Below are 26232 nucleotides of genomic sequence, written 5' to 3' on the forward strand. Positions count from 1 at the left end.
ACGCCTTACATTGCGCGTTTTCTGCTGCGTTTTCCTCGCTCCATGCTAACCATAAGCGCCTTCGGCGATGGGCGTCAAGGGGACGCCGTACAGTATTTTCATTGGAGAAATGCCTGACACGCCGAAGCTTCAATACCACTTTGTATTTCATCAAACCCAATAATCCAGAGCAAGGCCATGCGCAGTAATCGACAGCAAGTGTAAAATGTCGGGCATGCCAAAAATTGGTATTTACTCCCCCAGGAAACCCCACATGATCGACCACCTACCACCGTCTGCCAAACATACCAAGCTGCATCCTTTGTCCGCCTTCATCTTCATGTCGCGCTGGCTGCAGTTGCCGCTGTACCTGGGCCTGATCCTCGCACAATGCGTGTATGTCTTCCATTTCTGGGTGGAATTGTCCGACCTGATCGGCGCCGTGTTCGGCAATGATGCCGCCTTGCAGCACGTCATCAGCGCGGTGACCGTGCCTGGCGTACCGCCGCCCGTGAAGCTGAACGAAGCGACCATCATGCTGGTGGTATTAGGCCTGATCGACGTGGTGATGATTTCGAACCTGCTGATCATGGTCATTATTGGCGGCTACGAAACCTTCGTGTCGCGCATGCACCTCGATGACCACCCAGACCAGCCGGAGTGGTTGTCGCATGTAAATGCTTCCGTGCTGAAGACGAAACTGGCGATGGCCATCATCGGCATCTCGTCCATCCACCTGCTGAAGACCTTCATCAACGCCACCGCGTATGCGAAGGAACCGAATGTGGTCATCGCGCAAACAGTGATCCACATGGTCTTCATCCTGTCCGCCATGGCGATCGCGTACACGGACCGCATCATGACCGTAACTCAGAACCAGGCACGACCGCATTAAACCCGAAGCCCATGGCTGCCAGCGGCGGCCGTGGGCTTTTGTCATTCCAATGCAGTAACTAGTATTAGTAAAGAGTCTTACCCTTCTTATCTACCGCGAGAACACCATGACTGTCATAAAGCAAGAAGACCTGATCGAATCCGTCGCCGCAGCGTTGCAGTACATTAGCTACTACCACCCTGCTGATTACATCGAACACCTGGCGCGCGCCTATGCGGCCGAGCAAAGCCCGGCGGCAAAAGATGCGATCGCGCAAATCCTGACCAACTCGCGCATGTGCGCGGAAGGCAAGCGTCCGATTTGCCAGGACACGGGTATCGTCAACGTCTTCCTGAAAATCGGCATGGGCGTGCGCTTCGAAGGCTTCAGCGGCACCGTCACCGATGCCGTCAACGAAGGCGTGCGCCGCGCGTACAACTTCGACGACAACAAGCTGCGCGCCTCCATCGTGGCCGACCCGCATTTCGACCGCAAGAACACCAAGGACAACACGCCGGCCGTCGTGCACATGGAACTGGTCGAAGGCAATACCGTCGACGTGAAAGTGGCGGCCAAGGGCGGCGGCTCGGAAAACAAATCGAAGATGATCATGATGAACCCGTCCGATTCGCTGGTGGACTGGGTCATGAAAACCGTGCCAACCATGGGCGCCGGCTGGTGCCCGCCTGGCATGCTGGGCATCGGCATCGGCGGCACGGCCGAAAAAGCCATGCTGATGGCAAAAGAGGTGTTGATGGAAGACATCGACATGTTTGAGCTGAAACAACGCGGCCCGCAAAACAAGCTGGAAGAATTGCGTATCGAGCTGTGCGACAAGATCAACTCGCTGGGCATCGGCGCGCAAGGCCTGGGCGGCCTGACGACCGTGCTCGACGTGAAGATCATGATGCACCCGACGCACGCCGCGTCGAAGCCGGTCGCCATGATCCCGAACTGCGCCGCCACGCGCCACGGCCACTTCGTGCTCGACGGCTCGGGCCCTGCCTACATGACGCCGCCATCGCTGTCGTCGTGGCCGGAAGTGCACTGGACGCCGGACACGGAAAAATCCAAGCGCGTCGACCTGAACACCCTGACGAAGGAAGAAGTCGCTTCGTGGACGCCGGGCCAGACCTTGCTGTTGAACGGCAAGATGCTGACGGGCCGCGACGCCGCCCACAAGCGCATCCAGGACATGCTGGCCAAGGGCGAAGAATTGCCGGTCGACTTCAAGAACCGCGTGATCTACTACGTCGGCCCGGTCGACCCGGTGCGCGACGAAGTGGTCGGCCCGGCCGGCCCGACGACCGCCACCCGCATGGACAAGTTCACCGACATGATGCTGGAAAAGACGGGCTTGATCGCCATGATCGGCAAGGCCGAACGGGGCCCCGTCGCCATCGAATCGATCCAGAAACACCAGTCGGCCTACCTGATGGCCGTGGGCGGTTCCGCCTACCTGGTGTCGAAAGCCATCAAGGGTGCGAAAGTGCTGGGCTTTGCCGACATGGGCATGGAAGCCATCTACGAATTCGACGTCGTCGACATGCCGGTGACGGTGGCCGTGGACTCGAAAGGCACCTCGGTGCACAACACGGGTCCGAAAGAGTGGCAGGCGAAGATCGAGCAACTCAATAGCGTCAGCAAGATTCCCGTGACGGTTGCTTAAACAGGCTCTACCATGAACGCCGCGCGGCACACTAGCGCGGCGTTTTTTTTATCTACCCTGGCTCTATATGACTTTTACTGCAAGCACTGCCCGCCCTGACGCCCCCATCGGCATTTTTGACTCCGGCGTGGGCGGCCTGTCGGTGCTGCGCCATATCCGCGCGCAGCTGCCGCAGGAAGACCTGATGTACTTTGCCGATTCCGCCTATGCGCCGTATGGCGACAAGACGGAACAGCAAGTGATCGACCGTTCGCTGGCGATCACCGCCTTCTTATTGCAGCAAGGCGCGAAGGCGCTGGTAGTGGCGTGCAACACGGCCACCATCGCCGCCATCAAGGCGCTGCGCGCGCGCTACCCCGACCTGCCCATCGTCGGCGTCGAACCGGGCTTGAAACCGGCGGCAAGCATCAGCCGCAACGGCAAGATCGCCGTGCTGGCCACGGAACGCGCCTTGCGCGGCGACAAACTGCTGGCCCTGCGCGAACAGGTCAGCGCCGCCACGGGCGCCACCTTCATCCTGCAGCCCTGCATCGGCCTGGCCGACCGCATCGAGCAGTGCGAACTGGGCAACGACCCGCTGGACGCCACCAGCGCCATGCTGGACCGCTACATCGCGCCCATGCTGGAACAAGGCGTCGACACCCTGGTGCTGGGCTGCACGCACTACCCCTTCGTGCAGGAGGCCATCGCACGCACGGTGCGCGCGCATACCCCGCAAGCCATCACGCTGGTGGACACGGGCGACGCCGTGGCGCGCCAGCTGTCCCGCTTGCTGGACGCTGCAAGCTTGCGCCGTATCAATAACGACGCGCCACGGCTGCAGGGCTACACGACGGCCAAGGTCGATGCGCTGGCGAAAGCCTTCGCCGGTTTGCTGGACTTGCAGCCGCCCGTCGAGCACCTGTCCGTATGAGCGAAATGGGGCGTTTTCAGGCAATCTTTCGATTCTTTAAAAAAGACTGCATTTAGATTTGCCACTTTGCCGAGTTCTTTGTATAATTCGGCACCTGTTCAGCAAAACAGCTAAACAGGCAAGTAAGACAGTGGTGGCTGTAGCTCAGTTGGTAGAGTCCAGGATTGTGATTCCTGTTGTCGTGGGTTCGAGCCCCATCAGCCACCCCACAGAATAAAGAAGAGCCCGGTTTTCGAACCGGGCTTTTTCTATTCCGGCGCCGCTTTTCTTCATTCTCCGATACCGGCCCCGGTATCGCTTCCTGCAAAAAATTCATTAGTGCAAATTCGACCATCGCCCTACTCTGGGGTGCGGCCTGGACCGCCCCATAAAAACAGTACGGAGACAACGATGAAGCAATTCCTGGCAGCACTCTGCCTGATGCTCTGCGCCCATGCGCAGGCGATCACCCTGACGGGCGTACCCAATGCGCACGACCCCGGTACCCTGACAAAAGACGGCGACACGTATTTCAATTTCACCACGGGCGACGGCATCTGGTATTCCACCTCGACGGACATGCTGAAATGGTCGGCCGGCCCCGCGCCCGTGTTCAGCACGCCGCCGGCCTGGATCGCCAACAAGATCCCCAACTTCAGCGGCTCGTACTGGGCGCCCGACGTGATCCACATGAACGGCTACTATTATCTGTATTACTCGGTATCCACCTTCGGCACGTCCGTATCGGCCATCGGCGTGGCCCGCTCGGCGTCGCTGAAGAACCCGAACTGGACGGACCTGGGCATCGTCGTGCAATCGTATGGAGGCGGAGGGGAAATCAATGCCATCGACCCCGCCCTGTTCCGCGACCATGACGGCAGGGTCTACATGTCGTACGGCTCGTTTTTTGGCGGCATCGGCGTGACGGAAATCAACCAGGCAACAGGCAAGACGAGCGGCAACGTCACCACTATCCTCGGTGGCGGCGGCAAGGATATCGAAGCGCCCTACATCACGCACGACGGCGAGTATTACTATCTGTTCGTCAACCGCGGCAAATGCTGCCAGGGTGCCGCCAGCACATACTATGTGGAAGTGCAGCGCGCCAGCAGCGTGACGGGGCCGTACAGCGGCACGCGCACGCTGCTGCCCAACCTGGACGGCAAATACAAGGGACCGGGCCATATCGGCGTGCTCAAGCAGGATGGCTGCAACTACACCTCCATCCACTATTACGACGTGAACGACAATGGCGCGGCCAAGCTCGATATTCTGAAGATGACGTATGGCGATGGCTGGCCCGCCCTGACGCGCAATTTTACCGTCGCCAGCTGCGGCGGCATCTCGGACGGCCCCACGGTGCTGCGCTCGCGCCTGAGCGGCAAGGCACTGGCCGTGGCCGGTGCCGGCACGGCCAATGGCGCGCTGGTGCAGCAGCAAACGTACACGGGAGCAAAGCACCAGCAATGGTATGTGGTGGGGCATGGCGACGGGTATTACAGCCTGATCAATGCGAACAGCCTGCTGGGCCTGGACGACTACAACAACTCGACCACGGCCGGCACCAACATCGCCCAATGGAGCTACTGGGGCGGACTGGGCCAGCAATGGCGCTTCGCCAGCCCCGCGTCCGGCTACCAGACGATCAGCAACCGCTACAGCAACCTGACTCTGGACGTCCTGAACCTGAGCACGGCCGAGAATGCGCAGATCATCCAGTGGAATTTGACCAATGCGAACAACCAGCAGTGGTCGCTGAGCCGGCCGTAGGACAGGATACTAGCCCGCCAGCACCGACTTCACCGTCGTTGCCAGGTCGTCCAGGCGCACGGGCTTGACGAGGAAGTGGCGGAAGCCCACGGCCAGCGCGTCGTCCATGTACATGGGCAGGCTGTGGCCGGTGACGGCGATCAGCACGGCGTTGGCCGTCTCGGGATTGTGGTGCAGGCGGCGGCCGATCTCGATACCGCTGATGCCGGGCATTTCGATGTCGAGGTAGACGGCGTCGGGCACGCACAGCTTGACTTGCTCGACGGCCATCTGCCAGTTGCGCACCACCACCGCATGGTGGCCCAGCGCTTCGAGCAGCATGGCCAGCGATTCGCCCACTTCCTGGTTGTCGTCGACCACCAGCAGATTGAGTTTGCGCGCAGCACTTGCCGGCTGGTCGCCCTGGCGGCGTTCCACGGGGAAACTGCCTGGTGTCGTTTCAGTTGTCTGGCTCATTGTACGTTCACGTCTGACGGCTGCAAAAGCGGAAGTATACAAGAAGCGCGCGCAATGCCGCCGCACCCGAGCAATGGTGCCAAGCGGCAATCCATATACCCTGCTGTACCGCCCCAGCAACACTTCCCGTCTTTCTCCGGGTAAAGCCCGCCTTACGCAGTTTGCGCAATTGACGGATAAAATGAGAATCATTATCATTCTTATCCCCTTGCGCCGGATGTCCTCGCCACGATGTTGTCGCGCCGCCCGATTGCCCGCGCAACCATCGTCATTACGGAGATTCATGCATGGCCGCCACACTTTCCCCACTCCCCTTTTCGCTGCGCCCGTGCGCGCTGGCCATCGCCCTCGCCTGCCTGGGTGCATCCCTTGCCGCGCAGGCACAGAACGCCAATACAGCCGATGATGCCGGCCCCATCCTGGAATCCATCCAGGTCAGCAGCAACCTGCTGGGCACCAGCATGGCCGCCAGCACGAAGAATTTCGCCGGCGCCCGCACGGTGGTGCAAAAGGACGACATCGAAAACTCGGGCGCGTCCAGCCTCAGCGACGTGATGCGCCGCATCCCCGGCGTGCAGGTCAGCGACAACTCGGGCAGCGCCGGCAGCGCCATCTCGCTCAATATCGGCGTGCGGGGCCTGGCCGGGCGCTATTCGCCGCGCAGCACGGTATTGCTGGACGGCATCCCGATGTCGGTGGCGCCCTATGGCCAGCCGCAACTGTCGTTCGCGCCCGTCAGCCTGGCCAATGTCGAGACGGTCGACGTGGTGCGCGGCGGCGGCGCCGTGCGCTTCGGCCCGCAAAACGTGGGCGGCATCATCAACTTCAAGACGCGCCGCGTGCCCACCACGCCAGGCATCACGGGCGACGCCACCGTACGCTACAACTCGTACAGCGAAGTGGGCCACAATACGCAGGCCAGCGTCTTTGCCGGTACCCAGCTCGACAGCGGCCTGGGCCTGGCCGTGCTGTACTCGGGCATCCGCGGCAGCGACTGGCGCGCGGGCAGCGACGAGAAGGTCAACGACTTCGCCCTCAAGTTCCGCTACGACCTGAGCCCCACGGCCGAGGTGTACGGCAAGCTGTCCTATTACGACGTGACGTCGCGCACGCCGGGCGGCCTGACGGCCGCGCAATACAAGCAGGACCCGTTCCAGAACACGCGCCCCACCGACTTCTGGAGCGGCGAGCGCAAGGCCTTCGACATCGGCTACCTGAATGCCCTGTCGGGCACGCAGGAAGTGGAAGTGCGCGCCTATTACAACAAGAGCTCGCGCGAAAGCACCCTGATCAGCGGAAAAAACTTGGGCCACCAGCCGCGCAACTATGAAACGACGGCCATCGAGCCCCGCTACACGCAGCGCTTCCTCACGGGCAAGGTCTCGCAGGACGTCACCGTCGGCTACCGCTACCTGGCCGAACGGGCCGATGAAAGCATCTACAACGTCGTCATCGCCAGCGGCGTGCAGCAGGCGCCGACGCGCTTTGCCGACAATTCCACCGATGCCCAGGCCGTGTATATCGATGACAAGATCGCCATCGATGCTTGGCGCATCACGCCGGGCGTGCGCTACGAACACATCAAGACGGTGCGCTACAACCACTTGCCGACCGACCAGAAGATCGAGTTGCTCAACAACAAGGCCCTGCCTTCGCTGAACGTGGCCTACTTGCTCAACAACAACATCACCCTGTTCAGCAACTACAACAGCTCCTTCGGCGCCGTGCAAAATACGCAGCTCAATGCGCAGTCGAGCAAGAACCCGCTGCAGCCGGAACTGGCGAAAACGGCCGAGCTGGGCGCGCGCTGGAAGAGCGGCCAGCTGTCGGCCGAAGCGACCTTGTTCAACATCAAGTTCGACAACCAGATCCAGTCCGTCGGCAGCGGCGAGAACGTCGTCTTCTACAACGTGGGCGCCACGCATCACCGGGGCCTGGAAACGGCCGTCGACTACCACTTCAGCCAGTCCGGCCCGCTGGCCGGCTTGAACGCCTACGCCACCTATACCTACACCAAGGCCACCTTGCAGGATGGCGTGAACGCGGGCAATGACGTGCCCTTCTACTCGCGCACCACGGATACCGTCGGCGCCCATTACCAACTGGGCGCCTGGGGCTTCGACCTGTCGAGCAGCCACCAGAGCCGCCAGTTCGCCGATGAAGCCAACACCGTGGCGGAAAACGCGGCCGGCAACCTGGGCGTGATTCCCGGCTTCCGTACGTGGAACACGCAAGTGAAATGGGCAGTGCCTGGCCAGAAGGGGCTGGAACTGGTCGCCGGCGTCAACAACCTGAGCGACAAGCGTTACTTCACGCGCACGTCGGACGGCAACCTGGGCAAACTGGTGGGCGCGCCGCGCATGGTCTACCTGCAAGGCCGCCTGGCGTTCTAGTCACGTGCGCGCCGGCGATTGCAGCAATAGCCGGCGCGCACGTCAGAGGCACACACAAAAACCTGCATCGTTGTTGTTTCGATGCAGGTTTTTTTACGCCCTCATGTCACAAAAATACTCCGGGGCAAGCAGCCTCAGGGGCGCGTTCACCTTGCGGCAGCGCTGCAATTGATTCACCATGGAAAGTAATGCAATTTTGAACACAAATGATTTCACAATTACAAAATTTTTTATCGTGCAGTAGTTTTTTCCGTGAGTTTTAGTGATATTCTTTAAATGTCATTTAGGAAATAAAATTAACTTTTAAATATCAGAACGGACCCACATGAAAATGCCTGCTACCCTCTTCAAGATCGCCGCGCTGGCCTCCCTGATCACCGCCGGCGGCGCCAACGCCGCGACCGAACTGGTCGTCAACGGCAGCTTCGAAAGCAATGCCATCACCACCCCATACGCGCAACTGAGCGCCGTGACGGGCTGGACGTCGTCCGTCAGCGGCAATACGGCCTTTGAAATCCAGAAGGGCGCCACGCAAGGCGGCCTGAGCGGCTTCAACCCGGTCGCTGCCGCCGGCACGCAATACCTGGAACTCAACGCCGAGCGCCTGACGTCCGTTTCGCAATCGCTCGCCACCACGGCCGGCGGCACGTATGCGCTGTCGTTTGCCTACTCGGGCCGCCCGAATACCCCAGGCGGCGCGAGCAGCCTGATGAATGTCTACTGGGGGTCGACCCTGCTGACGCCAACGGCCCTGGTCGGCAACACCACCGGCGTGTGGCAAACCTATAGCCAGAACGTGACCGCGCTCGGTTCATCCACCTTGCTGCGCTTCGAATCGATCGGCCCGGCCTCCGCGCCGACCTACGGTTCCTACCTGGATAACGTCTCGGTGACGACGGCCGTGCCGGAGCCGGAAAGCTACGCCATGATGCTGCTGGGCCTGGGCTTGCTGGGTTTCATGGCACGCCGCAAGACTGCTGCCTGAGTCCGGACAGTCGCCGCGCAACAGCCGCCCCGCCACCTGGTCGGGCGGCTTTTTTCATGGGCAAACGACGGTATTATTTCCGGGGAAATGTTGCCAATAGGAATTAAATTGGCGCTACAATAGCGGGGTATCAAGCAATGCCAAGCATCGCTCCGCCAGGGCCACTACCCCGCCCTGATCATCAGCACGCATTTTTTGAACAGGATGACTGGCGCTGCCGGGCCCGTTTGCGCTCCCGGCACGGCCACCAAACACGCACCATGTCCGCAGAAAAAAACATTACCGAAACCAGCTCCTACGGCAAGGATACGCCCGTGGGACGTCCTGACATCGATGGCCGCGCCGGCATTTTCGTGCCCACGGCGGAATTTGACATCGATAACACCACCACCATCCGCAAGGGCGCGGGCATTGTCGGCTTCGGCAACCTCGATGGCACCCTGACCGTGTATTTCGAAGCGAACCGTTTCGACGAAAGCAATCTGCACAAGTGGGAACACAAGGCACGCAAGGCGTATGACCGCATGGTCATGGGCGCGCCCACGGTGTCGAAGGCGAAGATCGATGCGCGCATGCTGGAACAGGTCGGCATCATCGACGGCATGGGCATCAATCTCAAGCATCCGGAACGGCTGACGCACTGGCTGACGATTTCCAACGTGCCGGACACGGCGCCCGACGAGCCCGTGGTGCGCTGGAAAAACCGCTAAGCGGCCGGACAGCGAGGCGGGGCACCAGGCGCGAGGTGTTGTCCTACATCGTGGCGGACATTCATCCGATGCCCGATGGCATTAATTCATCCTATGATGAAAGCCTGACCACAGCCCACACCACTCAGGAGTACGACATGGCCCGCCTCATCCCGATCAGCTTTGGCGCCTTGCAAATAGGTCTGGCAGCGGCGGCGATGTACATCCTGTGCTCGGCGGACGTGCTGCACCAGAGCTCCGTGTATTTCCACTGAGCTCATCTTACGTCGCAACATCTGACCAAATGGTAACGAGCGGCAGCAAGCCGCAGGGAGAAGCGCAGCTGTACCTGCTACGGGCCGCTGAGGATGGGTACGCCAAGGCTGCGGCAGCGCTGCCCGCGCATCGCCACGCGCCGTAAATGTGCTGCGATGCAGCCTAGCGGCGGCCGTAGTAGCGTCCGTGCCCGCCCCAGCCGCCACGGTGACCGCCATAGCGTCCAAAACCAAACACGAAGTCCAGCCCGATCGAGACGGGCGGATTGTAATAATACGGCTGCGGCGCGTAGACGGGCGCCGGCACATACACGGGCTGCTGCACGTACACCGGCTGCTGCTGCACGTAGACGGGCTCATTCGTGTATTCCACGCGCGGCTCGCTCACCACGCGCGACGACTGCACCGGCTCGGACGAGACCGTATGCCAGTCATAGGGATTGTAGGCTCCCTGTGGCGCGCGCGAACCGTAATAGGCGGGCCCGGGCGGCGCCACGGCGCAGCCACCCAGGGCGGCCAGCGAAATTACTGCCAACAGGGTTTTCATCGCAATTCTCCTCTTGTACCAAACTCTTGTACTACCTCTAATTAAGTACTATAAGAAATTACGCCGTGCTTTGCTGCGCTTTTACCGATTGTTACACCCCGAAGCACGCCGCAACATGAAATGTGGCAAAGCAGCCACAAGCGGCCCACGCGGCATGTTTCCTCAGATAAATGGAATCGCGCACGTATCGATGGCCTTGCCGGCCGCATCGTAGCGCTGCACGCACACCTGGTAGCGCACGCCGTAATCGAGCTCGACCTGCTCGACCTTGCCATACTTCAATTTCCAGCTGGGCTGCAGCTGTTGCCGGCCAGCCAGCGCGGCCACATCCTGCGGAATCGCCATCGCCGTCTGCGTCTCGCCCTGGCGCGCATCCTGGCGCCGCGCCACGTCGATGGCAACGTTCACGGCCAGGTCGACGCCGCCCTCTGCAAAACTCAGCACGGGCGCGCTGCGCTGCGCCCGCATCACGCCCCAGGCGCAAGGCTTGCCGCCCGCCTCGCATTGTTTCAGCTGCGCCAGTGGAAAATATTCCGGAGCAATCTTGCCATCCTTGATAGGCCAGCTCGTGCGTACGCCGTCGCGCTTGCCCGTCAGGGGATTGTCCCAGCTCAGGCTATTGACGACGGCCACGGTCTGTCCAGCCTGCAAGCCCGCAGGCGTGCCCAGCGATGCGCAGGCAGAAAGCAGCAAGCCGGCGGCGGCCAGGGAAGAAAGTGTCAGGATGCGCTGCATGGTAGGCCTCTTGTGGTGGGAGATCCCGAAGGTATGGTTTGAGGGTAACAGAATCGGGGGCAGCAGCGCCGTTGGCTGGCGCACATAACAATACGGGCGGCACCCTCGCAGGCGCCGCCCGTAGCGGATACGACCATGCCGGGAGCCCGGCATGCGTGGATCAGTCCAGTTTCCAGGCGTAATCGACCTTGGTCCAGGTTTGCGCCGCGGCGCCATCCTTGGTGCCCGGCTTGAACTTGCATGCGGACAGGGCCTTGATGGCGGCCTTGTCCAGGTTCTTGAAGCCGCTGCTCTTCTCGACTTTCGAATCGGCAACGCTGCCATCGGCATTGACGAGGAAGGACATCGACACGGTGCCCTGCTCTTCGTTCATCAGCGAGGCTTTCGGATACTCGGCCTTGCAGTTCTTGGAATCAAACGACGCCGGCACCTCGGCCGCGAAGGCCGTGGACGAGACGGACACCAGCAAGGCTGCTGCAACACTCATAAAACGCTTATTCTCAAACATGTGCTTCCCCATGATTATCAGATACGGTAATTACAATTTCTTGCCTGCTACGCAGGACGGTGCTGCCGGGATGTCAGCCTCCCGGTGGGCACCTTGCCTTCGTGATGTCGCTTGATGCTTAAAACTCTTCCCACTCGTCATTGCTGGTGCTGCTCGCCGCCGCGGCCTTGCGTGGCGCCGGAGCCGCTGCGGGAGCGGCCGCTTCAGCCTTGCGGGCCAGCGACTTCACCGGGCGCAATGCCGGCGCCGGCTTGCGCGCAGCTACCGGTGCAGCCACAGCCGCCACGGGGGCCGGCACGTACGCTGCCGGCTTCTCTTCGCCCTCGACCAGTTTGAAGATGCTGACCACGTGGGCCAGTTCGGCCGCCTGGTCCTGCAGGCTTTGCGCCGCAGCGGCCGCCTGTTCCACCAGCGCCGCATTCTGCTGCGTCATGCCGTCCATCTCGATGATCGACAGGTTGACCTGTTCGATGCCGGCGCTTTGTTCCTGGCTGGCACTGGCGATTTCGCTCATGATGTCGGTGACGCGGCGCACGCTGTCGACCACTTCGCCCATCGTCACGCCGGCCTGGCCCACCAGGCGCGTGCCGCGCTCCGTCTTCTCGGCCGAATCGTCGATGAGGATCTTGATTTCTTTCGCGGCGCCAGCGGAACGCTGGGCCAGGTTGCGCACTTCCGACGCCACCACGGCAAAGCCGCGGCCTTGTTCGCCGGCACGTGCCGCTTCCACGGCCGCATTCAGCGCCAGGATGTTGGTCTGGAAGGCGATGCCGTCGATGACGCCGATGATATCGACGATTTTCTTCGCCGATTCATTGATCGAGCTCATGGTGTCTACCACTTGCGACACGACGGAGCCGCCCTTCAGGGCCACGTCCGAAGCGGTGGCCGCCAGTTTGTTGGCTTCCCGCGCATTGTCCGCATTCTGTTTCACCGTCGAGGTCAGCTCTTCCATGGCCGACGCCGTTTTTTCCAGCGCGCTGGCCTGCATTTCCGTGCGCGACGACAGGTCGATATTGCCGTCGGCAATTTCGCGCGACGCCGTGCCGATGGTTTCCGTGCCCACGCGTACCTGGCCGACGATGCCCACCAGGCTGTTGCGCATTTCCTTCATTTCCGCCAGCAGGCTGGAATTGTCCGAAGGCTGGGTGTGGATGCCGATGGACAGGTCGCCATTGGCGATGCTGCCGGCGATCGATGCCGTGTAGTCAGGCTCGCCGCCCAGCTGTTTCAGCAGGCCGCGGGTAATCACCAGTGCCGCCGCCACGCCCATCGCCACGGCCAGTACGCCGAGGATGATCATGAACAGGCGCGCGCTGTCGAACGCCTTGCGGGCATCCGCCTGCATCTGCTCGTTCAGCTTGTCTTCCAGGGTGGCCAGCTGCTCCAGCGCCTCCATCCATTTTTTCTGTACCGGGCGGATTTCCTTGATCATCACGCGCGTGGCGCCTTCCGCATCGTTGGCCATCCACAGGGCCGATGCCTTGGCGATGGCCGGCATGGCGGCCGCCTCGTATTCCTTGATCGAGCTCAGCAAGGCTTTTTCTTCGGAAGTCGACTCGACGGCGAATTTCTCTTCCAGCTTCTTCTGCGTTTCCTGATAGGTGCTGGTCTGCGTCTTGATACGCGCCATTTCCGGCTCCATATCGCTGGCGTCCGTCATCAGGGTCAAAATGCGCAGCGAGGTGATGCGGTCGCTGACGTTGCCACGCATGTCGATCACCAGACGGGTGACGACATTGTTGACATTGATCACGTGATCGAGACGTTCCTGGATTTGCGCCATGCGCGCGATGCCGAGGACGGTCACGGCCACCAGCAGAACCAGTACCAGGGCGAATCCCAGGCCCAGGCGGGTACCAACCTTCATTTTTGCTAAATTCATTTCGGCTCTTCGTAAATGAAACTATTGATAAGAATTTTTGCCCGGCACGACAAGACGAAGGCTGCGTAACGCCGGTATCCGCCCTTACCCACTGGTATGCTGGCGGTCTCCGGCCGCACGCAGCCTGGGTACTTCCTGGTCTTTCGCCAGCCCTGTTCAACCCAGTGACTGCGAATGCAAACTTGTTCCGCACGCTGAAGTTTTGACACCGTTGATATGAGATCAACATCAAACATTCATATGAGAAATATTTGTCTATAATCAATTATAGGTGTAAATTTTGCCTCAAAGCAAGCAATAAGTACCTGAATAAATAGCAGATTAACTTTCTTCGGGGAAATGGCAACAATGCCGTTTCTTGCCCCTTAGAAATGCCCCAAGGCAGTGCAGCCGTGCGCCGAAACAGCGCATTTACAACACATGGCATAGCCATATGACATCATTCATTGAATGGAATTCAGGGGAAGGGAAAGTGCGGACAATACCACTGCAGCGGGGAAGCAGTATAGACAAGTTGGATCAGCTGTCCCAGCTGCAATGCATCACATAGGCGTGGCCGTCCGTGCCGAAGATAAAGACGCTCCAGATGGCGCCCAATTGTCCCGCCAGGCTGTGCTGGCCGGACGATACCAGTTGATACCAGTGCGGCTCGCTGCCGAGCAGTTCGGCCAGTTCGCGCGCGAAACCGTCATACAGGCGTGCGTCGAGCGGCTGGCGGTCGGCCTCGCTCATCGGACGCAGGCGCTCGAGCAGCCACTGGCGCGGTGTGCACGCGGCACCGCTGCACGCCACCTGCCCCAGCGGCAGCAGGCACAGGCCGTCCGGCCGTATGTCCAGCACGCGGCACAGGGCATCGAGCGCTGCCTGCGGCGCCACCGGCCCCAGGTACGAACACAGCAGATCGCTGCCGTCATCCTTGAGCGCGCTGACGGCTTGCAGATAGCCATCCAGCTGGCGCGCAAGGCCGTGGAAGTCGTCCATTACGCAGGCAGCGACAATCGCGCCGCCGCTTCCAGCAGCAGGCGCGGGTCGCCCGAAGCCAGCTTCTTCGAATCGGACAGGGTCTGGCGGAAGCCGCGCGCGCCGGGCAGGTTTTGCATCAGGCCCAGCATGTGGCGCGTGACGCTGTTCAGCTTCAAGCGCCCCGCTTCCTTCTCCAGCTGCGCACTAATATAAGGAATCATCGCTTCGAGCACCTGTTCGCGCGTTTTGGCAGGAGCGTCGTCACCGTAATAGCGCTGGTCGAACTGCGCCATCACGTAGGGGTTGTGGTAAGCCTCGCGGCCCAGCATCACGCCGTCCAGGTGCTGCAGATGCAGGTCGATCTCGTCCAGGGTCTTGATGCCGCCATTGATGATGAACTCGAACTGGGGAAAGTCGCGCTTCAGGCGGTAGGCATAGTCATACTTGAGGGGCGGCACTTCGCGGTTTTCCTTCGGGCTCAGGCCTTTCAGGATGGCGTTGCGCGCATGCACGATAAACGTCTTGCAGCCGGCATCTGCCACGGTGCCGACGAAATCGCGCACGAAATCGTACGACTCGCTGTCGTCGATGCCGATGCGGTGCTTCACCGTGACGTCGATATCGACCACGTCGCGCATGGCTTTCACGCAATCGGCCACCAGTTGCGGCTCGGCCATCAGGCAGGCGCCAAACGCGCCCTTTTGCACGCGCTCGGACGGGCAGCCGCAGTTCAGGTTGACCTCGTCATAGCCCCACTGCTGGCCCAGCTTCGCGCTGGTGGCCAGGTCCTTCGGATCGCTGCCGCCCAGCTGCAGCGCCACCGGGTGCTCTTCCTCGTTGAAGCGCAAATGGCGCTCCACGTCGCCATAGACGAGCGCGCCCGTCGTCACCATTTCCGTGTACAGCCAGGTATGGCGCGTGATTTCGCGGTGGAACTTGCGGCAATGGCGATCGGTCCAGTCCATCATGGGAGCGACGGACAGGCGGCGGGAAGGCAAGGAGGATGAAGTCATGGTGTCTACAAAAAAACAGGGGCTGCAAATGACAAACCCGCTGCGCGCCTCACCAGTGACGGTGACGCGGCGCAGCGGGCCAGAAGCAGCATGGCCCGCAGGCCATGCCCTATAACAGATTACGAATCGCGCGACGCTTTTTTACGCTCGTGCTCTTTCAGGAAGCGCTTGCGCAGACGGATCGATTTCGGCGTGATTTCCACCAGTTCGTCGTCCTCGATGAATTCGACTGCGTATTCCAGCGACATCTGAATTGGCGGCACCAGGCGCACTGCTTCGTCGGTACCCGACGAACGCACGTTGGTCAGCTGCTTGCCCTTGATCGGGTTGACGACCAGGTCGTTGTCGCGCGAGTGGATGCCGATGATCATGCCTTCGTAGACTGGGTCATTGTGCGACACGAACATGCGGCCGCGGTCTTGCAATTTCCAGATAGCGTAGGCAACAGCAGCACCGTCGTCCTGCGAGATCAGCACGCCGTTGCGACGGCCTGCCATTTCGCCACGGGTGTTGTCGACTGGCGCGTATTCGTGGAATACGTGGCTCATCAGGCCGGTGCCGCGGGTCAGGGTCATGAATTCGCCCTGGAAGCCGATCAGGCCACGCGCCGGGATCAGGTACTCGAGACGCACGCGGCCCTTGCCATCCGACTCCATGTTTTGCAGGTCGCCGCGACGACGGCCCAGTTCTTCCATGACGCCGCCCTGGTTCGCTTCTTCCACGTCGACCGACAGGTTTTCAAACGGCTCGTGGCGCACGCCATCGACCATCTTGAACACCACGCGTGGACGCGATACGGCCAGCTCGAAGCCTTCGCGGCGCATGTTTTCGATCAGAATCGTCAGGTGCAGCTCGCCGCGGCCCGATACTTCGAAGATCGTGTCGTCGTCGGTTGGCGCCACGCGCAGAGCAACGTTGGCTTTCAATTCTTTTTCCAGACGGTCGCGCAGCTGGCGCGAGGTCACGAACTTGCCTTCGCGGCCAGCCAGTGGCGAGTTGTTGACCATGAAGTTCATGGTCAGGGTCGGCTCGTCGACGGTCAGCATCGGCAGCGCTTCCGGGGTGTCCACTGCGCACAGGGTCGAACCGATGCCGATTTCGTCGATACCGTTGATCAGGCAGATGTCGCCGGCGACGGCTTCGTCCACCAGCACGCGCTCCAGGCCCTTGAAGTTCAGCACCTGGTTGATGCGGCCCTTGATCGGGGCAGCGCCTGGACCATTGATGACCAGCACGTCCTGGCCGACTTTAACGGTACCGCGGTTGACGCGGCCAATGCCGATCTTGCCCACGTACGACGAGTAGTCGAGCGAGGTGATCTGCATTTGCAACGGACCTTCAGGATTGTCGTCGCGCACTGGAACGTGTTCCAGGATGGCGTCGAACATCGGCTTCATGTCGCCGCCGCGCACGTCTTCGGTCAGGCCGGCATAGCCGTTCAGGCCCGAAGCGTAAACGATAGGGAAGTCCAGTTGTTCGTCGGTAGCGCCCAGCTTGTCGAACAGTTCGAACGTCTGGTTGATGGCCCAGTCCGGACGTGCGCCTGGACGGTCGATCTTGTTGACGATAACGATAGGCTTCAGACCCAGTGCCAGCGCCTTGCGCGTGACGAAACGGGTTTGCGGCATCGGGCCTTCCTGGGCATCGATCAGCAGCAGAACCGAGTCCACCATCGACAGAACACGTTCCACTTCGCCGCCGAAGTCGGCGTGGCCTGGGGTGTCGACGATGTTGATGTGGGTGCCTTCGTACTCAACGGCGCAGTTCTTCGACAGAATCGTAATGCCGCGCTCCTTTTCCAGGTCGTTCGAGTCCATGACTCGGGTGTCGACCGCTTGGTTTTCACGGAAGGTGCCGGACTGACGCAGCAGCTGATCCACGAGGGTGGTTTTGCCGTGGTCAACGTGGGCGATAATGGCGATATTACGAATTGCGCGTTTTGTATTTGACATGGTCGTAGTAGTTACTGAAAAACTGCGGAGTGCGTACAAGATGTACGAGATACCCGAATGCTAATCTATTTCCGGAACCGCGTAGTATAGCATGTTGCGTTGCAACGCTATCTAAAAATGCTGGCGGCTCCCACAGTCGGGGACGGTTTGTTTAAAAAAGCGACACTGTTTGACGAGTGAATACCGGGGTCAGACCCTCAATCCCGCTAACTCAGAGGCTTGCGCCAACGGTCGCGGGGGTCTGACCCCAGCTTTTATTGATGCGCCGTGGCAATCAAGCGCTCGGGCGCCAGGATGCTGTACTCCTGCAACTGGCCCGTGCCCAGCAGCTTGCTGTCGTGATACACGCGCACCCTGCCCGGCTCGGCCGGCACGGCGACGTCTTCCTTGCCCAGCGCAATGCGCTGGCCATGCAGGAAACGCTTGGCCAATTCGTCCGTCAGCTGGACGGCGGGAAAGCTCGACAACAGGGCATCGACGGGCGCCAGCAAGCTCAACGGAGTGGCATGCGCCGTCAGCTCGTCGAGCGTGACGACGCCATCCAGCGTCAGGTTGCCCACCTGCGTGCGGCGCAAGGCGTTCAGATGGCCGCCGCAACCGAGGGCATGGCCGATGTCTTCGCCCAGCACGCGGATATACGTACCCTTGCTGCACATCACGGACAATTTCAGGAACGGGGCTTCGTAGCCGAGGAACTCGAGCTTGTGGATGGTCACCGGGCGCGCTTCGCGCTCCAGGGTGATGCCCGCCCTTGCATACTCATATAAGGGCTTGCCGTCCCTTTTCAAGGCCGAGTACATGGGCGGCGTCTGCAGGATGGGCCCGCGGAACTGCGCCAGCACGGCTTCGATCTGCTCTTCGGTGACGTTGACGTCGCGCGTTTCCAGCACCTCGCCTTCCGTGTCGCCCGTATCCGTCGTCTGCCCCAGGTGCACCAGGGTTTCGTAGGTTTTATCGGCTTCCAGCAAGTCCTGCGAGAACTTCGTTGCCTCGCCAAAGCACAGCGGCAGCAAGCCCGTGGCGAACGGATCCAGGGTGCCCGTATGGCCCGCTTTCTTCGCGTTCAGCACGCGCTTGGCCTTGATCAGGGCATCGTTGCTGGACCAGCCCACGGGCTTATCCAGCAGCAAGACGCCATCGACCAGATCGCGCACCCGCTTGATGCCGGGCGGCCGTTTATTACCGGCCATGCTCGTCCGTCTCGGGCTTCGCGTCCGGCTCGGCGTCGGCCGCGCGCGTGGCGTTGGCCTTGTCGATCAGCAAGGACATTTCCATGCCGCGCGAGGTCGAGCTGTCGTGCACGAAATGCAGCATCGGCAAGGTGTGGATGTGCAGGCGCTTGCCCAGCAAGCCACGGATAAAGCCGGCCGCGGCCATCAGGCCTTCGGTCGTGTTCTTGATGGCTTCCTTGCTGTCTTTCAACATCGTGAAAAACACCTTGGCGTGTGCGTAATCGGGCGTGATCTGCACTTCGGTGATGGTGATCATCGTGCCCACGCGGGGATCTTTCAGTTCGTAGGCGATGATTTCGGCCAGATCGCGCTGGATCTGGTCTGCCACGCGCAAGCCGCGCGCCGGCATGGTTTTGCTATGTTTAGCCATGATAGTAAGTGCTGTCCTAAGTGCCGCAGGGCGCATGGGTCAGACGGTTGCCCGTTGCCCCATGCGCCCCACGTGTTTGCGCGGACAACGATATGTCCGCGCGGCATTTCATTTCTTTTACTGCTGTGATTACAGCGTACGAGCGATTTCCTGGACTTCGAATACTTCCAGCGTGTCGCCAACCTGAATGTCGTTGTAGTTCTTCAGCGACAGGCCGCACTCCAGACCGGCGCGAACTTCTTTCGCATCGTCCTTGAAGCGTTTCAGGGAGTCGATCTCGCCGCTCCACACCACGATGTTGTTGCGCAACAGGCGGACGGAAGAAGCACGCTTGACCACGCCATCGGTGACCAGACAACCGGCAACCGCGCCCACTTTCGAGACCAGGATGACCTGGCGGATCTCGACCTGGCCGATGACCGTTTCGCGTTTCTCTGGTGCCAACATGCCCGACAACGCCGATTTGATCTCGTCGATCGCATCGTAAATGATGTTGTAGTAGCGAATGTCCACGCCATTCGACTCGGCCAGCTTGCGCGCCTGGGCGTCGGCACGGGCGTTGAAGCCGATGATGACCGCTTTCGAGGCAACTGCCAGGTTGACGTCCGATTCCGTGATGCCGCCGACTGCCGCGTGAACCACCTGTACGCGCACTTCGGAGGTCGACAGTTTCTGCAGCGAACCAACCAGCGCTTCCTGCGAACCTTGCACGTCGGTTTTGATGATCAATGGCAAGTTTTTCACTTCGCCTTCGGCCATCTGGTCGAACATGTTCTCCAGTTTCGCAGCTTGCTGCTTCGCCAGTTTCACGTCGCGGAACTTACCTTGACGGAACAGACCGATTTCACGCGCCTTGCGCTCGTCGGCCATGACGACGACTTCTTCACCGGCAACCGGCACTTCCGTCAAGCCCTGGATTTCCACCGGAATCGAAGGACCCGCTTCGGCGATCGGCTTGCCGTTCTCGTCCAGCATGGCGCGCACGCGGCCATACGAAGAGCCAGCCAGGATCACGTCGCCGCGGCGCAAGGTACCGGACTGCACCAGGATCGTCGCGACAGGACCACGGCCCTTGTCCAGACGCGCCTCGACTACCAGGCCGCGCGCTGGCGCTTCGACCGGTGCCGTCAGTTCCAGCACTTCGGCTTGCAACAGCACTTGTTCCAGCAGGTCGTCGATACCTTGACCCGTTTTGGCCGAGACAGGCACGAATGGCGATTCGCCACCGTATTCTTCCGGCACGACTTGTTCCGCGACCAGCTCCTGCGTCACGCGGTCCACGTTGCCGCCCGGTTTGTCGACCTTGTTGATCGCCACCACCAGCGGCACGCCGGCTGCTTTCGCATGGGCAATCGCTTCTTTCGTTTGCGGCATCACGCCATCGTCGGCGGCAACCACCAGGATAACGATGTCGGTTGCCTTGGCGCCACGGGCACGCATCGCGGTAAACGCTTCGTGGCCCGGGGTGTCGAGGAAGGTGATCATGCCGCGTGGCGTATCGACGTGGTATGCGCCGATATGCTGCGTAATGCCGCCCGCTTCGCCCGATGCAACCTTGGCGCGGCGGATGTAATCAAGCAGCGAGGTCTTGCCGTGGTCGACGTGACCCATGACGGTAACCACCGGTGCGCGCGGCTTGGTTTCGAAGTGCGCGTGTTCGCCCACGTCGGCCAGCAACGCTTCCGGATCGTCCAGTTCGGCGGCGAACGCCTTGTGGCCCATTTCTTCCACCAGAATCATGGCGGTTTCCTGGTCCAGCACCTGGTTGATCGTGCACATCTGGCCCAATTTCATCAAATGCTTGATGACTTCGGATGCCTTGACGGACATTTTGTGCGCCAGTTCGGCCACGGTGATCGTTTCCGGTACGTGCACGTCCTTGACGACGGCTTCCGTAGGAGCCTGGAAGTTCGATTCACGGTCATCATGGTGCGTCGGGCGACGGCCCTTCGCGCCACCGCGCCAGCTGTCACGGCCGCCTGGGCCGCTGTTGCCGCGTGGCTTGGGACCACCGGTGGTGCCGCGTTTTTTCGCGTCATCGGACCAGGTCGACGACACATTGGCCGACTTGATGGATTTCTTGTCTGCAACAGCAGGCTTCTTGTCGCCCGGCTTGTCGCCCGGTTTCTTGTCAGCAGGCTTGTGCAGGGTGCCTTCCGGCGCCTTCGGCTTGACCGGCACCGGTGCCGGCTCAGGGGCTTTGATGGCGCGGCGTGGCGCGTTCATCATGGCCTTGATCTGGGCGACTTCGTCGGCAACGGCCTTGCGTGCACGCTCGGTGGCTTCCGCTTTGTCAGCGGCTTCCTTGGCGGCAACAGCAGCGGCTGCGGCTTTCTTCTTCGCTTCTTCAGCGGCAGCAACTTTTTTCGCTTCGGCAGCGGCGTCGTCAACGACAGGCGCAGCGGTGCTGGCGGCAGGCGCAGCAGCAGCCTTGGCAGCCGCTTTCTTCGCTTCCGCTTCCGCTTCTTTCTTCGCAGCCAGTTCAGCCTGTTGCGTGGCTTTCGCCTGGGCTTCTTTTTCCGCGTCGAGCTTGGCCAGACGTTCTTGCTTTTCGCGCAGATCGGCTTCCTGGCGGGCGATCAGTTCAGCCTGTTTACGGGCCTCTTCTTCACGGCGCGCCACGTCGGCGGGATCGATGACCGGTGCGGCAGGCGCGGCCGGCTCAGCTGCGACCGGCGCAGCTTCGTCACGCTGGACGAAAGTGCGTTTCTTGCGCACTTCCACCTGGATGGTGCGCGACTTGCCGGTGGCGTCAGCTTGCTTGATTTCAGTCGTTTCCTTGCGGGTCACGGTGATTTTCTTCTTTTCTGTGTCAGCCGCTGCGCCGTGTGTGCGGCGCAGATGATCCAAAAGCTTGTCCTTATCATCTTTCGACAATGGATCTGACGTCGAACTTTTCTCGACGCCGGCAGAACGCAGCTGCGTCAGCAGCAAATCTGCAGGCATCTTCAGTTCGGTGGCAAATTGGGCTACGTTGTTACTCGCCATTCAGTCCTCTTTTCTATGTGTCGCGGAGATGATAAAGATACTCAAATTAAGCCTTTGCGGATTCGGCCAGACTCCATGCCTTGGCTTGCAACGCCTTGGCACGATCGTCGTATTTCGAGTCAACCAACTTCATCTCATCGTCGGTCACATCTTTAAATTCACTTGTAATCAGTTCACGCGCACGGTCCGCAGACAGGGCCAGGATTGCGCCAAATTCGTCGTATGCCAGTGCTGCAAATGCTTCAACGGTCTTGATACCAGCCAGACCCAGCTTGCCGGCGGTAATGCGGTCCATGCCTTCCAGACCGACCAACGCCTCGTCCATGCCTTCCAGACCCTCTTCCGAAGCAATCGCTTCGGTCACGAGCGCATCACGCGCACGGGTACGGAGTTCATTGACGGTATCTTCGTCAAACGATTCGATTTCCAGCATTTCGGAAATTGGCACGTAAGCGATTTCTTCCAGACTGGCGAAACCTTCTTCCACCAGAATATCGGCCACTTCCTGGTCGACATCGAGCTTTTCCATGAACAGGATGCGCACGGCAGCCGTTTCCTGGGCAGCTTTGTCAGCCGATTCTTCGGCCGTCATGATGTTGATCTTCCAGCCGGTCAGGTCCGAGGCCAGGCGCACGTTCTGGCCGGAACGGCCGATCGCGATTGCCAGGTTTTCTTCGTCGACGACAACATCCATCGCGTGTTTTTCTTCATCGACCATGATCGACGACACGTTCGCCGGCGCCAGGGCGCCGATGACGAACTGCGCCGGATCTTCCGACCACAGCACGATATCGACACGTTCGCCACCGAGTTCGCCGGTCACGGCCTGCACGCGCGAACCGCGCATGCCGACGCACGTACCGATCGGGTCGATGCGCTTGTCGGCCGTGTAGACGGCGATCTTGGCGCGCACGCCGGCATCGCGGGCTGCGGATTTGATTTCCAGCATGCCTTGCTCGATTTCCGGCACTTCCAGTTCGAACAGCTTCATGATGAATTCCGGCGCGGTGCGCGACAGAATCACTTGCGGGCCGCGCATATTGCGGTCGATGCGCAAGATGTAGGCACGGACGCGGTCGCCGATACGCAGATTCTCTTTCGGAATCATCTGGTCGCGTGGCAAACGTGCTTCGATCTTGCCCGACTCGACGATGGCGTCGCCGCGCTCCATGCGCTTGATGGTGCCGGTGACGAGCGAATCGCCGCGCTCCAGGAAGTCGACCAGGATCTGTTCACGTTCGGCGTCACGCACGCGCTGCAGGACGACCTGTTTGGTATCCTGGGCGAAACGGCGGCCGAATTCAACGGATTCGATCGGCTCTTCGATGTGGTCATCGACTTCGATATCGGGAATCTGTTCTTTTGCCTCGAAATGCAGGATCTCCTGATCCGGCAGCTGCAGACCTGCTTCATCGGGCACCACGTGCCAGCGGCGGAACGATTCGAATTCGCCCGTTTCGCGGTCGATCGAAACGCGGATGTCTACCTCACCCTCATACCGTTTCTTCGTGGCTTGCGCCAACGCGAATTCGAGGGCGCCGAAGACGACATCTTTATCGACGTTTTTTTCGCGCGCCAGCGCGTCAACCAATAATAAAACTTCGCGGCTCATGCTTTGCGTCCCTTAAAAACCACCTGCGGCACCAAGCGTGCCTTATCCACATCGGCGAGCGTAAACTCCAACATCGCCGGACCATCCTTACCTTCAAATTCCAACGACAATTTATCGCCCACGGGTTCTTGCAAGATCCCCTGGAACGATTTCCGGTTGTTCGTACCCGGCATCGCCACCATCAGCTTGACGATGATTTCCTGCCCTGCGAAACGGACGAAGTCTTCCAGCTTGCGCACCGGACGATCGAGACCCGGGGAAGAAATCTCGAGACGTTCGTAAGGAACGTTCTCTACCGTCAACACATGCGATAACTGGTGACTCACCGTGGCACAGTCTTCGACCGTGATCGGACCTTTTTCAGCGGCATCGGCGGCGCTGAAATCAATAAAGACGCGCAGCAGTCCGCGCTCGGCACGTTCGACATCAACGAGCTCATAGCCCAGACCTGTAACTGTCTTTTCAATCAATCCCAACTGCTGCAAGAAATTCTCCAGAAATAAGGCCCGTTTTCGGCATGACAGCGCCACATCGGGCGCCGGCAACATGCAAAAACACGCATTCAAGTCATATATGGCCCCTTGCGGAGCCATTACAAACGGTTCAACAAAAAAAAAATGGGCATCTGCCCATCTTCTTGTATTTCCCCAACCAGATGAAAGCACTCCCCACCAAACAACCCTGCGGAGAACTTTTATTAGGCTGCAGATTATAACCTCTTATTAACTTCGCCGCAATGCCGCACACAAGGAGCGGCCCGGCTTACAACAGTTACAAGAGTGCGCGCCCGCGGCAGATTATCGGGCGCGCAAGAAGAACCCCCCTGAATTAACCTTTGCTGCGGCGGCGCGGCATGCCATCCATGCCGCCACGGGGCTGGCCACCGGAACGCGCTTGCCCGCCACCACCCGCATTGCGGCGCGGCCCCGTGTTGGCGAAGCCGAATGCCGTTTGCAGCGGATCGGGCTGGCGCGGACCGCGCTGCGGCGCGCGGCCTTCGCCACCCGGACGCCCCTGGCCTGCCGCGCGTGGCGAACGGCCCTGGCCCTGCGGCGCGCCCTCGAACGATGCCGACGAACGTGGCTGCCCGCCCTGGAACGGACCTTGCGGCTGACCACGGCCTGGGCCACGCCCTTCGCCTGGACGGCCGGCGCCGCCAGGGCGGCCCTGGCCTTGCGGACGGGCAAACTGGCCTTGCGGCTGGCCACGGCGCGGCGCGACGGGGAACGGATCGGCGTTGCGGTTGCTCACATCGATGCGGTTGCCATTCGGCTCGTCATCGCGGCTGGCCTTGCGCGCTTCGCGGCCCTTGGCGGCGCCAGCGGCACGCGGATCGCCCGAAGGCGGCATTTTCTTTTCGATGCCGTAGGCGGCCAGCAGGTCGCGCACGGTGTTCTCATCCATCTCTTCCCAGCGGCCGCGCTTCAGGCCGCTCGGCAAGGTCATGGCGCCGTAGCGGGTACGGATCAGGCGCGAGACGGTCAGGCCGATGGCTTCGAACATGCGGCGCACTTCGCGGTTACGGCCTTCGCCGATCACCACGCGGTACCACTTGTTGATGCCCTCGCCGCCGCCATCGGCAATCTTCGAAAACTGCGCCATGCCGTCTTCCAGCTCGACGCCGGCCAGCAGCTTCTGGCGCATGCCCTCTTCCAGTTCGCCCAGGGTACGCACGGCGTACTCGCGGTCGATGCCGTAGCGCGGGTGCATCAGGCGGTTGGCCAGGTCACCGGAAGTGGTAAACAGCAGCAAGCCTTCCGTGTTGAAGTCGAGGCGGCCAACGGCCAGCCACTTGCCGGCCTTCATGGTCGGCAGGCGGTCGAACACGGATGGACGGCCGTCCGGGTCGTTGTGGCTGACGATTTCACCGGCCGGCTTGTGGTACACCAGTACGCGCGGCGGCTTCTTGCTGACGCGGCGCTGGATCAACTTGCCATTGATGCGCACGTGGTCGCTCGGCAGGATGCGCTGGCCGATGTGGGCCGGCTCGCCATTGACGGACACGCGGCCCGAAATGATCAGGTCTTCCATGTCGCGGCGCGAACCGAGACCGGCTTCGGCCAGCACCTTGTGCAGCTTCGGCGCATCGTCGTCGGACGTCAGGTCGCGGCGCACGACGGCTTTTTGCACGCGGCCCGTGCCGCCTTCTTCGCTGTCGAAAGCGTCGGAAGTAACGAACGAGAACACGGCGTCGGCATCGCTGACCTTGCCTGGCGCAGCCTGGCGGCCCTTGCCCTTCTTGCGGCTCTTGCCCGCATTCTTGCCGGCGCCCGGCACGTCATTGCGCGGACCGCGCGGCAGGCGCGGGCCGGAAACGAGGTTGCCTTCAGCGTCGAACACATCGGCGACAGGCGCGGCGGCTTGCTCAGCGGCAGGCGCGGCTTCCGCTGCCTGCGGCGCTTCGGCGCGCGGCGGCTGCGGCGGCGTGATGGTCGGTTCCGTGGG

At 61.0% G+C, this 26232-nt stretch carries 21 protein-coding genes and 1 tRNA gene; 8 read left to right on the forward strand and 14 right to left on the reverse strand.

Features of this window, described 5'->3' with window-relative positions; all coding sequences use genetic code 11:
- Positions 1-253 precede the first annotated feature (253 nt).
- The 5 genes from GCN74_RS23895 to GCN74_RS23915 all read left to right on the forward strand — a co-directional run bounded on the left by GCN74_RS23895 (position 254) and on the right by GCN74_RS23915 (position 5184).
- On the forward strand, positions 254-874 hold the full coding sequence (locus tag GCN74_RS23895) for a YqhA family protein (protein WP_152258977.1): 621 nt from the start codon (positions 254-256) through the stop codon (positions 872-874).
- A 106-nt stretch (positions 875-980) separates the two neighbouring features.
- Entirely contained in the window at positions 981-2522 is a 1542-nt protein-coding gene (locus GCN74_RS23900) for a fumarate hydratase (RefSeq protein ID WP_152258978.1), read from the forward strand.
- Between the two features lie 67 nt (positions 2523-2589).
- Positions 2590-3435, forward strand: a complete 846-nt coding sequence (gene murI, locus GCN74_RS23905) for a glutamate racemase (RefSeq protein ID WP_152258979.1) — start codon at positions 2590-2592, stop codon at positions 3433-3435.
- Positions 3436-3568: 133 nt separating this feature from the next.
- A tRNA-His gene (locus GCN74_RS23910) sits at positions 3569-3644 on the forward strand.
- 181 nt (positions 3645-3825) lie between these two features.
- The gene (locus GCN74_RS23915; protein ID WP_152258980.1) at positions 3826-5184 is read left to right on the forward strand and encodes a family 43 glycosylhydrolase; all 1359 of its coding nucleotides are present in this window, start codon (positions 3826-3828) and stop codon (positions 5182-5184) included.
- Between the two features lie 9 nt (positions 5185-5193).
- Here the strand turns inward: GCN74_RS23915 and GCN74_RS28915 are convergent, their stop codons facing one another.
- Positions 5194-5640, reverse strand: coding sequence for a response regulator (locus GCN74_RS28915; protein ID WP_193317230.1), 447 nt, complete (start codon positions 5638-5640; stop codon positions 5194-5196).
- A gap of 287 nt (positions 5641-5927) precedes the next feature.
- On the opposite strand from GCN74_RS28915, the gene GCN74_RS23925 reads away from it, so the two are divergent.
- The 3 genes from GCN74_RS23925 (at position 5928) to GCN74_RS23935 (ending at position 9728) form a co-directional block, all read left to right on the forward strand.
- On the forward strand, positions 5928-8033 hold the full coding sequence (locus GCN74_RS23925) for a TonB-dependent receptor family protein (RefSeq protein ID WP_152258982.1): 2106 nt from the start codon (positions 5928-5930) through the stop codon (positions 8031-8033).
- A gap of 325 nt (positions 8034-8358) precedes the next feature.
- Complete coding sequence (locus tag GCN74_RS23930; RefSeq protein ID WP_152258983.1) at positions 8359-9018, forward strand: FxDxF family PEP-CTERM protein; 660 nt, start codon at positions 8359-8361, stop codon at positions 9016-9018.
- 260 nt (positions 9019-9278) lie between these two features.
- Positions 9279-9728 (forward strand): hypothetical protein, encoded by a 450-nt coding sequence (locus GCN74_RS23935; protein WP_152258984.1) that lies wholly within the window; start codon positions 9279-9281, stop codon positions 9726-9728.
- A 417-nt stretch (positions 9729-10145) separates the two neighbouring features.
- On the opposite strand, the gene GCN74_RS23940 is transcribed toward GCN74_RS23935, so the two are convergent.
- From GCN74_RS23940 to rluB, 13 genes are all read right to left on the reverse strand, one after another.
- On the reverse strand, positions 10146-10529 hold the full coding sequence (locus GCN74_RS23940; protein WP_152258985.1) for a hypothetical protein: 384 nt from the start codon (positions 10527-10529) through the stop codon (positions 10146-10148).
- A gap of 162 nt (positions 10530-10691) precedes the next feature.
- Entirely contained in the window at positions 10692-11264 is a 573-nt protein-coding gene (locus tag GCN74_RS23945) for a hypothetical protein (protein WP_152258986.1), read from the reverse strand.
- A 160-nt stretch (positions 11265-11424) separates the two neighbouring features.
- Positions 11425-11751: an energy transducer TonB gene (locus GCN74_RS23950; RefSeq protein ID WP_152258987.1), complete on the reverse strand. Its 327-nt coding sequence runs from the start codon at positions 11749-11751 to the stop codon at positions 11425-11427.
- A 139-nt stretch (positions 11752-11890) separates the two neighbouring features.
- Complete coding sequence (locus GCN74_RS23955; RefSeq protein ID WP_226939192.1) at positions 11891-13657, reverse strand: methyl-accepting chemotaxis protein; 1767 nt, start codon at positions 13655-13657, stop codon at positions 11891-11893.
- Between the two features lie 519 nt (positions 13658-14176).
- Positions 14177-14638, reverse strand: coding sequence for a hypothetical protein (locus GCN74_RS23960; protein ID WP_152258988.1), 462 nt, complete (start codon positions 14636-14638; stop codon positions 14177-14179).
- Positions 14638-15633, reverse strand: a complete 996-nt coding sequence (gene dusA, locus GCN74_RS23965; RefSeq protein WP_152258989.1) for a tRNA dihydrouridine(20/20a) synthase DusA — start codon at positions 15631-15633, stop codon at positions 14638-14640. Before dusA ends, GCN74_RS23960 begins: the two co-directional genes overlap by 1 nt.
- A gap of 119 nt (positions 15634-15752) precedes the next feature.
- Complete coding sequence (gene typA / locus GCN74_RS23970; RefSeq protein WP_152258990.1) at positions 15753-17585, reverse strand: translational GTPase TypA; 1833 nt, start codon at positions 17583-17585, stop codon at positions 15753-15755.
- A gap of 254 nt (positions 17586-17839) precedes the next feature.
- Positions 17840-18775 (reverse strand): tRNA pseudouridine(55) synthase TruB, encoded by a 936-nt coding sequence (truB, locus tag GCN74_RS23975; RefSeq protein ID WP_152258991.1) that lies wholly within the window; start codon positions 18773-18775, stop codon positions 17840-17842.
- Positions 18765-19187, reverse strand: coding sequence for a 30S ribosome-binding factor RbfA (rbfA, locus tag GCN74_RS23980; protein WP_152258992.1), 423 nt, complete (start codon positions 19185-19187; stop codon positions 18765-18767). The genes truB and rbfA overlap by 11 nt, the downstream gene beginning before the upstream one ends.
- Before the next feature lie 129 nt (positions 19188-19316).
- On the reverse strand, positions 19317-22175 hold the full coding sequence (infB, locus tag GCN74_RS23985) for a translation initiation factor IF-2 (protein ID WP_152258993.1): 2859 nt from the start codon (positions 22173-22175) through the stop codon (positions 19317-19319).
- A gap of 46 nt (positions 22176-22221) precedes the next feature.
- Positions 22222-23787 carry a transcription termination factor NusA gene (gene nusA, locus GCN74_RS23990; RefSeq protein ID WP_086144982.1) on the reverse strand — a complete coding sequence of 522 codons (1566 nt, stop codon included), beginning with the start codon at positions 23785-23787 and terminating at the stop codon, positions 22222-22224.
- A complete protein-coding gene (gene rimP / locus GCN74_RS23995) occupies positions 23784-24272 on the reverse strand; it encodes a ribosome maturation factor RimP (protein WP_035828693.1) in 489 nt (162 codons plus the stop codon). The genes nusA and rimP overlap by 4 nt, the downstream gene beginning before the upstream one ends.
- A 343-nt stretch (positions 24273-24615) precedes the next feature.
- A partial coding sequence (gene rluB, locus GCN74_RS24000; protein WP_152258994.1) for a 23S rRNA pseudouridine(2605) synthase RluB occupies positions 24616-26232 on the reverse strand: 1617 nt, incomplete at its 5' end.

Origin of the sequence: Janthinobacterium sp. FT14W, from assembly GCF_009208755.1 — a bacterium.
GTDB lineage: Bacteria > Pseudomonadota > Gammaproteobacteria > Burkholderiales > Burkholderiaceae_D > Janthinobacterium > Janthinobacterium violaceinigrum.

Coding starts and splice junctions, on each gene's coding strand:
- GCN74_RS23895 (WP_152258977.1), top strand. CDS start 254: ATGATCGACCACCTACCACCGTCTGCCAAACATACCAAGCTGCATCCT.
- GCN74_RS23900 (WP_152258978.1), top strand. CDS start 981: ATGACTGTCATAAAGCAAGAAGACCTGATCGAATCCGTCGCCGCAGCG.
- murI (WP_152258979.1), top strand. CDS start 2,590: ATGACTTTTACTGCAAGCACTGCCCGCCCTGACGCCCCCATCGGCATT.
- GCN74_RS23915 (WP_152258980.1), top strand. CDS start 3,826: ATGAAGCAATTCCTGGCAGCACTCTGCCTGATGCTCTGCGCCCATGCG.
- GCN74_RS28915 (WP_193317230.1), bottom strand. CDS start 5,640: ATGAGCCAGACAACTGAAACGACACCAGGCAGTTTCCCCGTGGAACGC.
- GCN74_RS23925 (WP_152258982.1), top strand. CDS start 5,928: ATGGCCGCCACACTTTCCCCACTCCCCTTTTCGCTGCGCCCGTGCGCG.
- GCN74_RS23930 (WP_152258983.1), top strand. CDS start 8,359: ATGAAAATGCCTGCTACCCTCTTCAAGATCGCCGCGCTGGCCTCCCTG.
- GCN74_RS23935 (WP_152258984.1), top strand. CDS start 9,279: ATGTCCGCAGAAAAAAACATTACCGAAACCAGCTCCTACGGCAAGGAT.
- GCN74_RS23940 (WP_152258985.1), bottom strand. CDS start 10,529: ATGAAAACCCTGTTGGCAGTAATTTCGCTGGCCGCCCTGGGTGGCTGC.
- GCN74_RS23945 (WP_152258986.1), bottom strand. CDS start 11,264: ATGCAGCGCATCCTGACACTTTCTTCCCTGGCCGCCGCCGGCTTGCTG.
- GCN74_RS23950 (WP_152258987.1), bottom strand. CDS start 11,751: ATGAGTGTTGCAGCAGCCTTGCTGGTGTCCGTCTCGTCCACGGCCTTC.
- GCN74_RS23955 (WP_226939192.1), bottom strand. CDS start 13,657: ATGAATTTAGCAAAAATGAAGGTTGGTACCCGCCTGGGCCTGGGATTC.
- GCN74_RS23960 (WP_152258988.1), bottom strand. CDS start 14,638: ATGGACGACTTCCACGGCCTTGCGCGCCAGCTGGATGGCTATCTGCAA.
- dusA (WP_152258989.1), bottom strand. CDS start 15,633: ATGACTTCATCCTCCTTGCCTTCCCGCCGCCTGTCCGTCGCTCCCATG.
- typA (WP_152258990.1), bottom strand. CDS start 17,585: ATGTCAAATACAAAACGCGCAATTCGTAATATCGCCATTATCGCCCAC.
- truB (WP_152258991.1), bottom strand. CDS start 18,775: ATGGCCGGTAATAAACGGCCGCCCGGCATCAAGCGGGTGCGCGATCTG.
- rbfA (WP_152258992.1), bottom strand. CDS start 19,187: ATGGCTAAACATAGCAAAACCATGCCGGCGCGCGGCTTGCGCGTGGCA.
- infB (WP_152258993.1), bottom strand. CDS start 22,175: ATGGCGAGTAACAACGTAGCCCAATTTGCCACCGAACTGAAGATGCCT.
- nusA (WP_086144982.1), bottom strand. CDS start 23,787: ATGAGCCGCGAAGTTTTATTATTGGTTGACGCGCTGGCGCGCGAAAAA.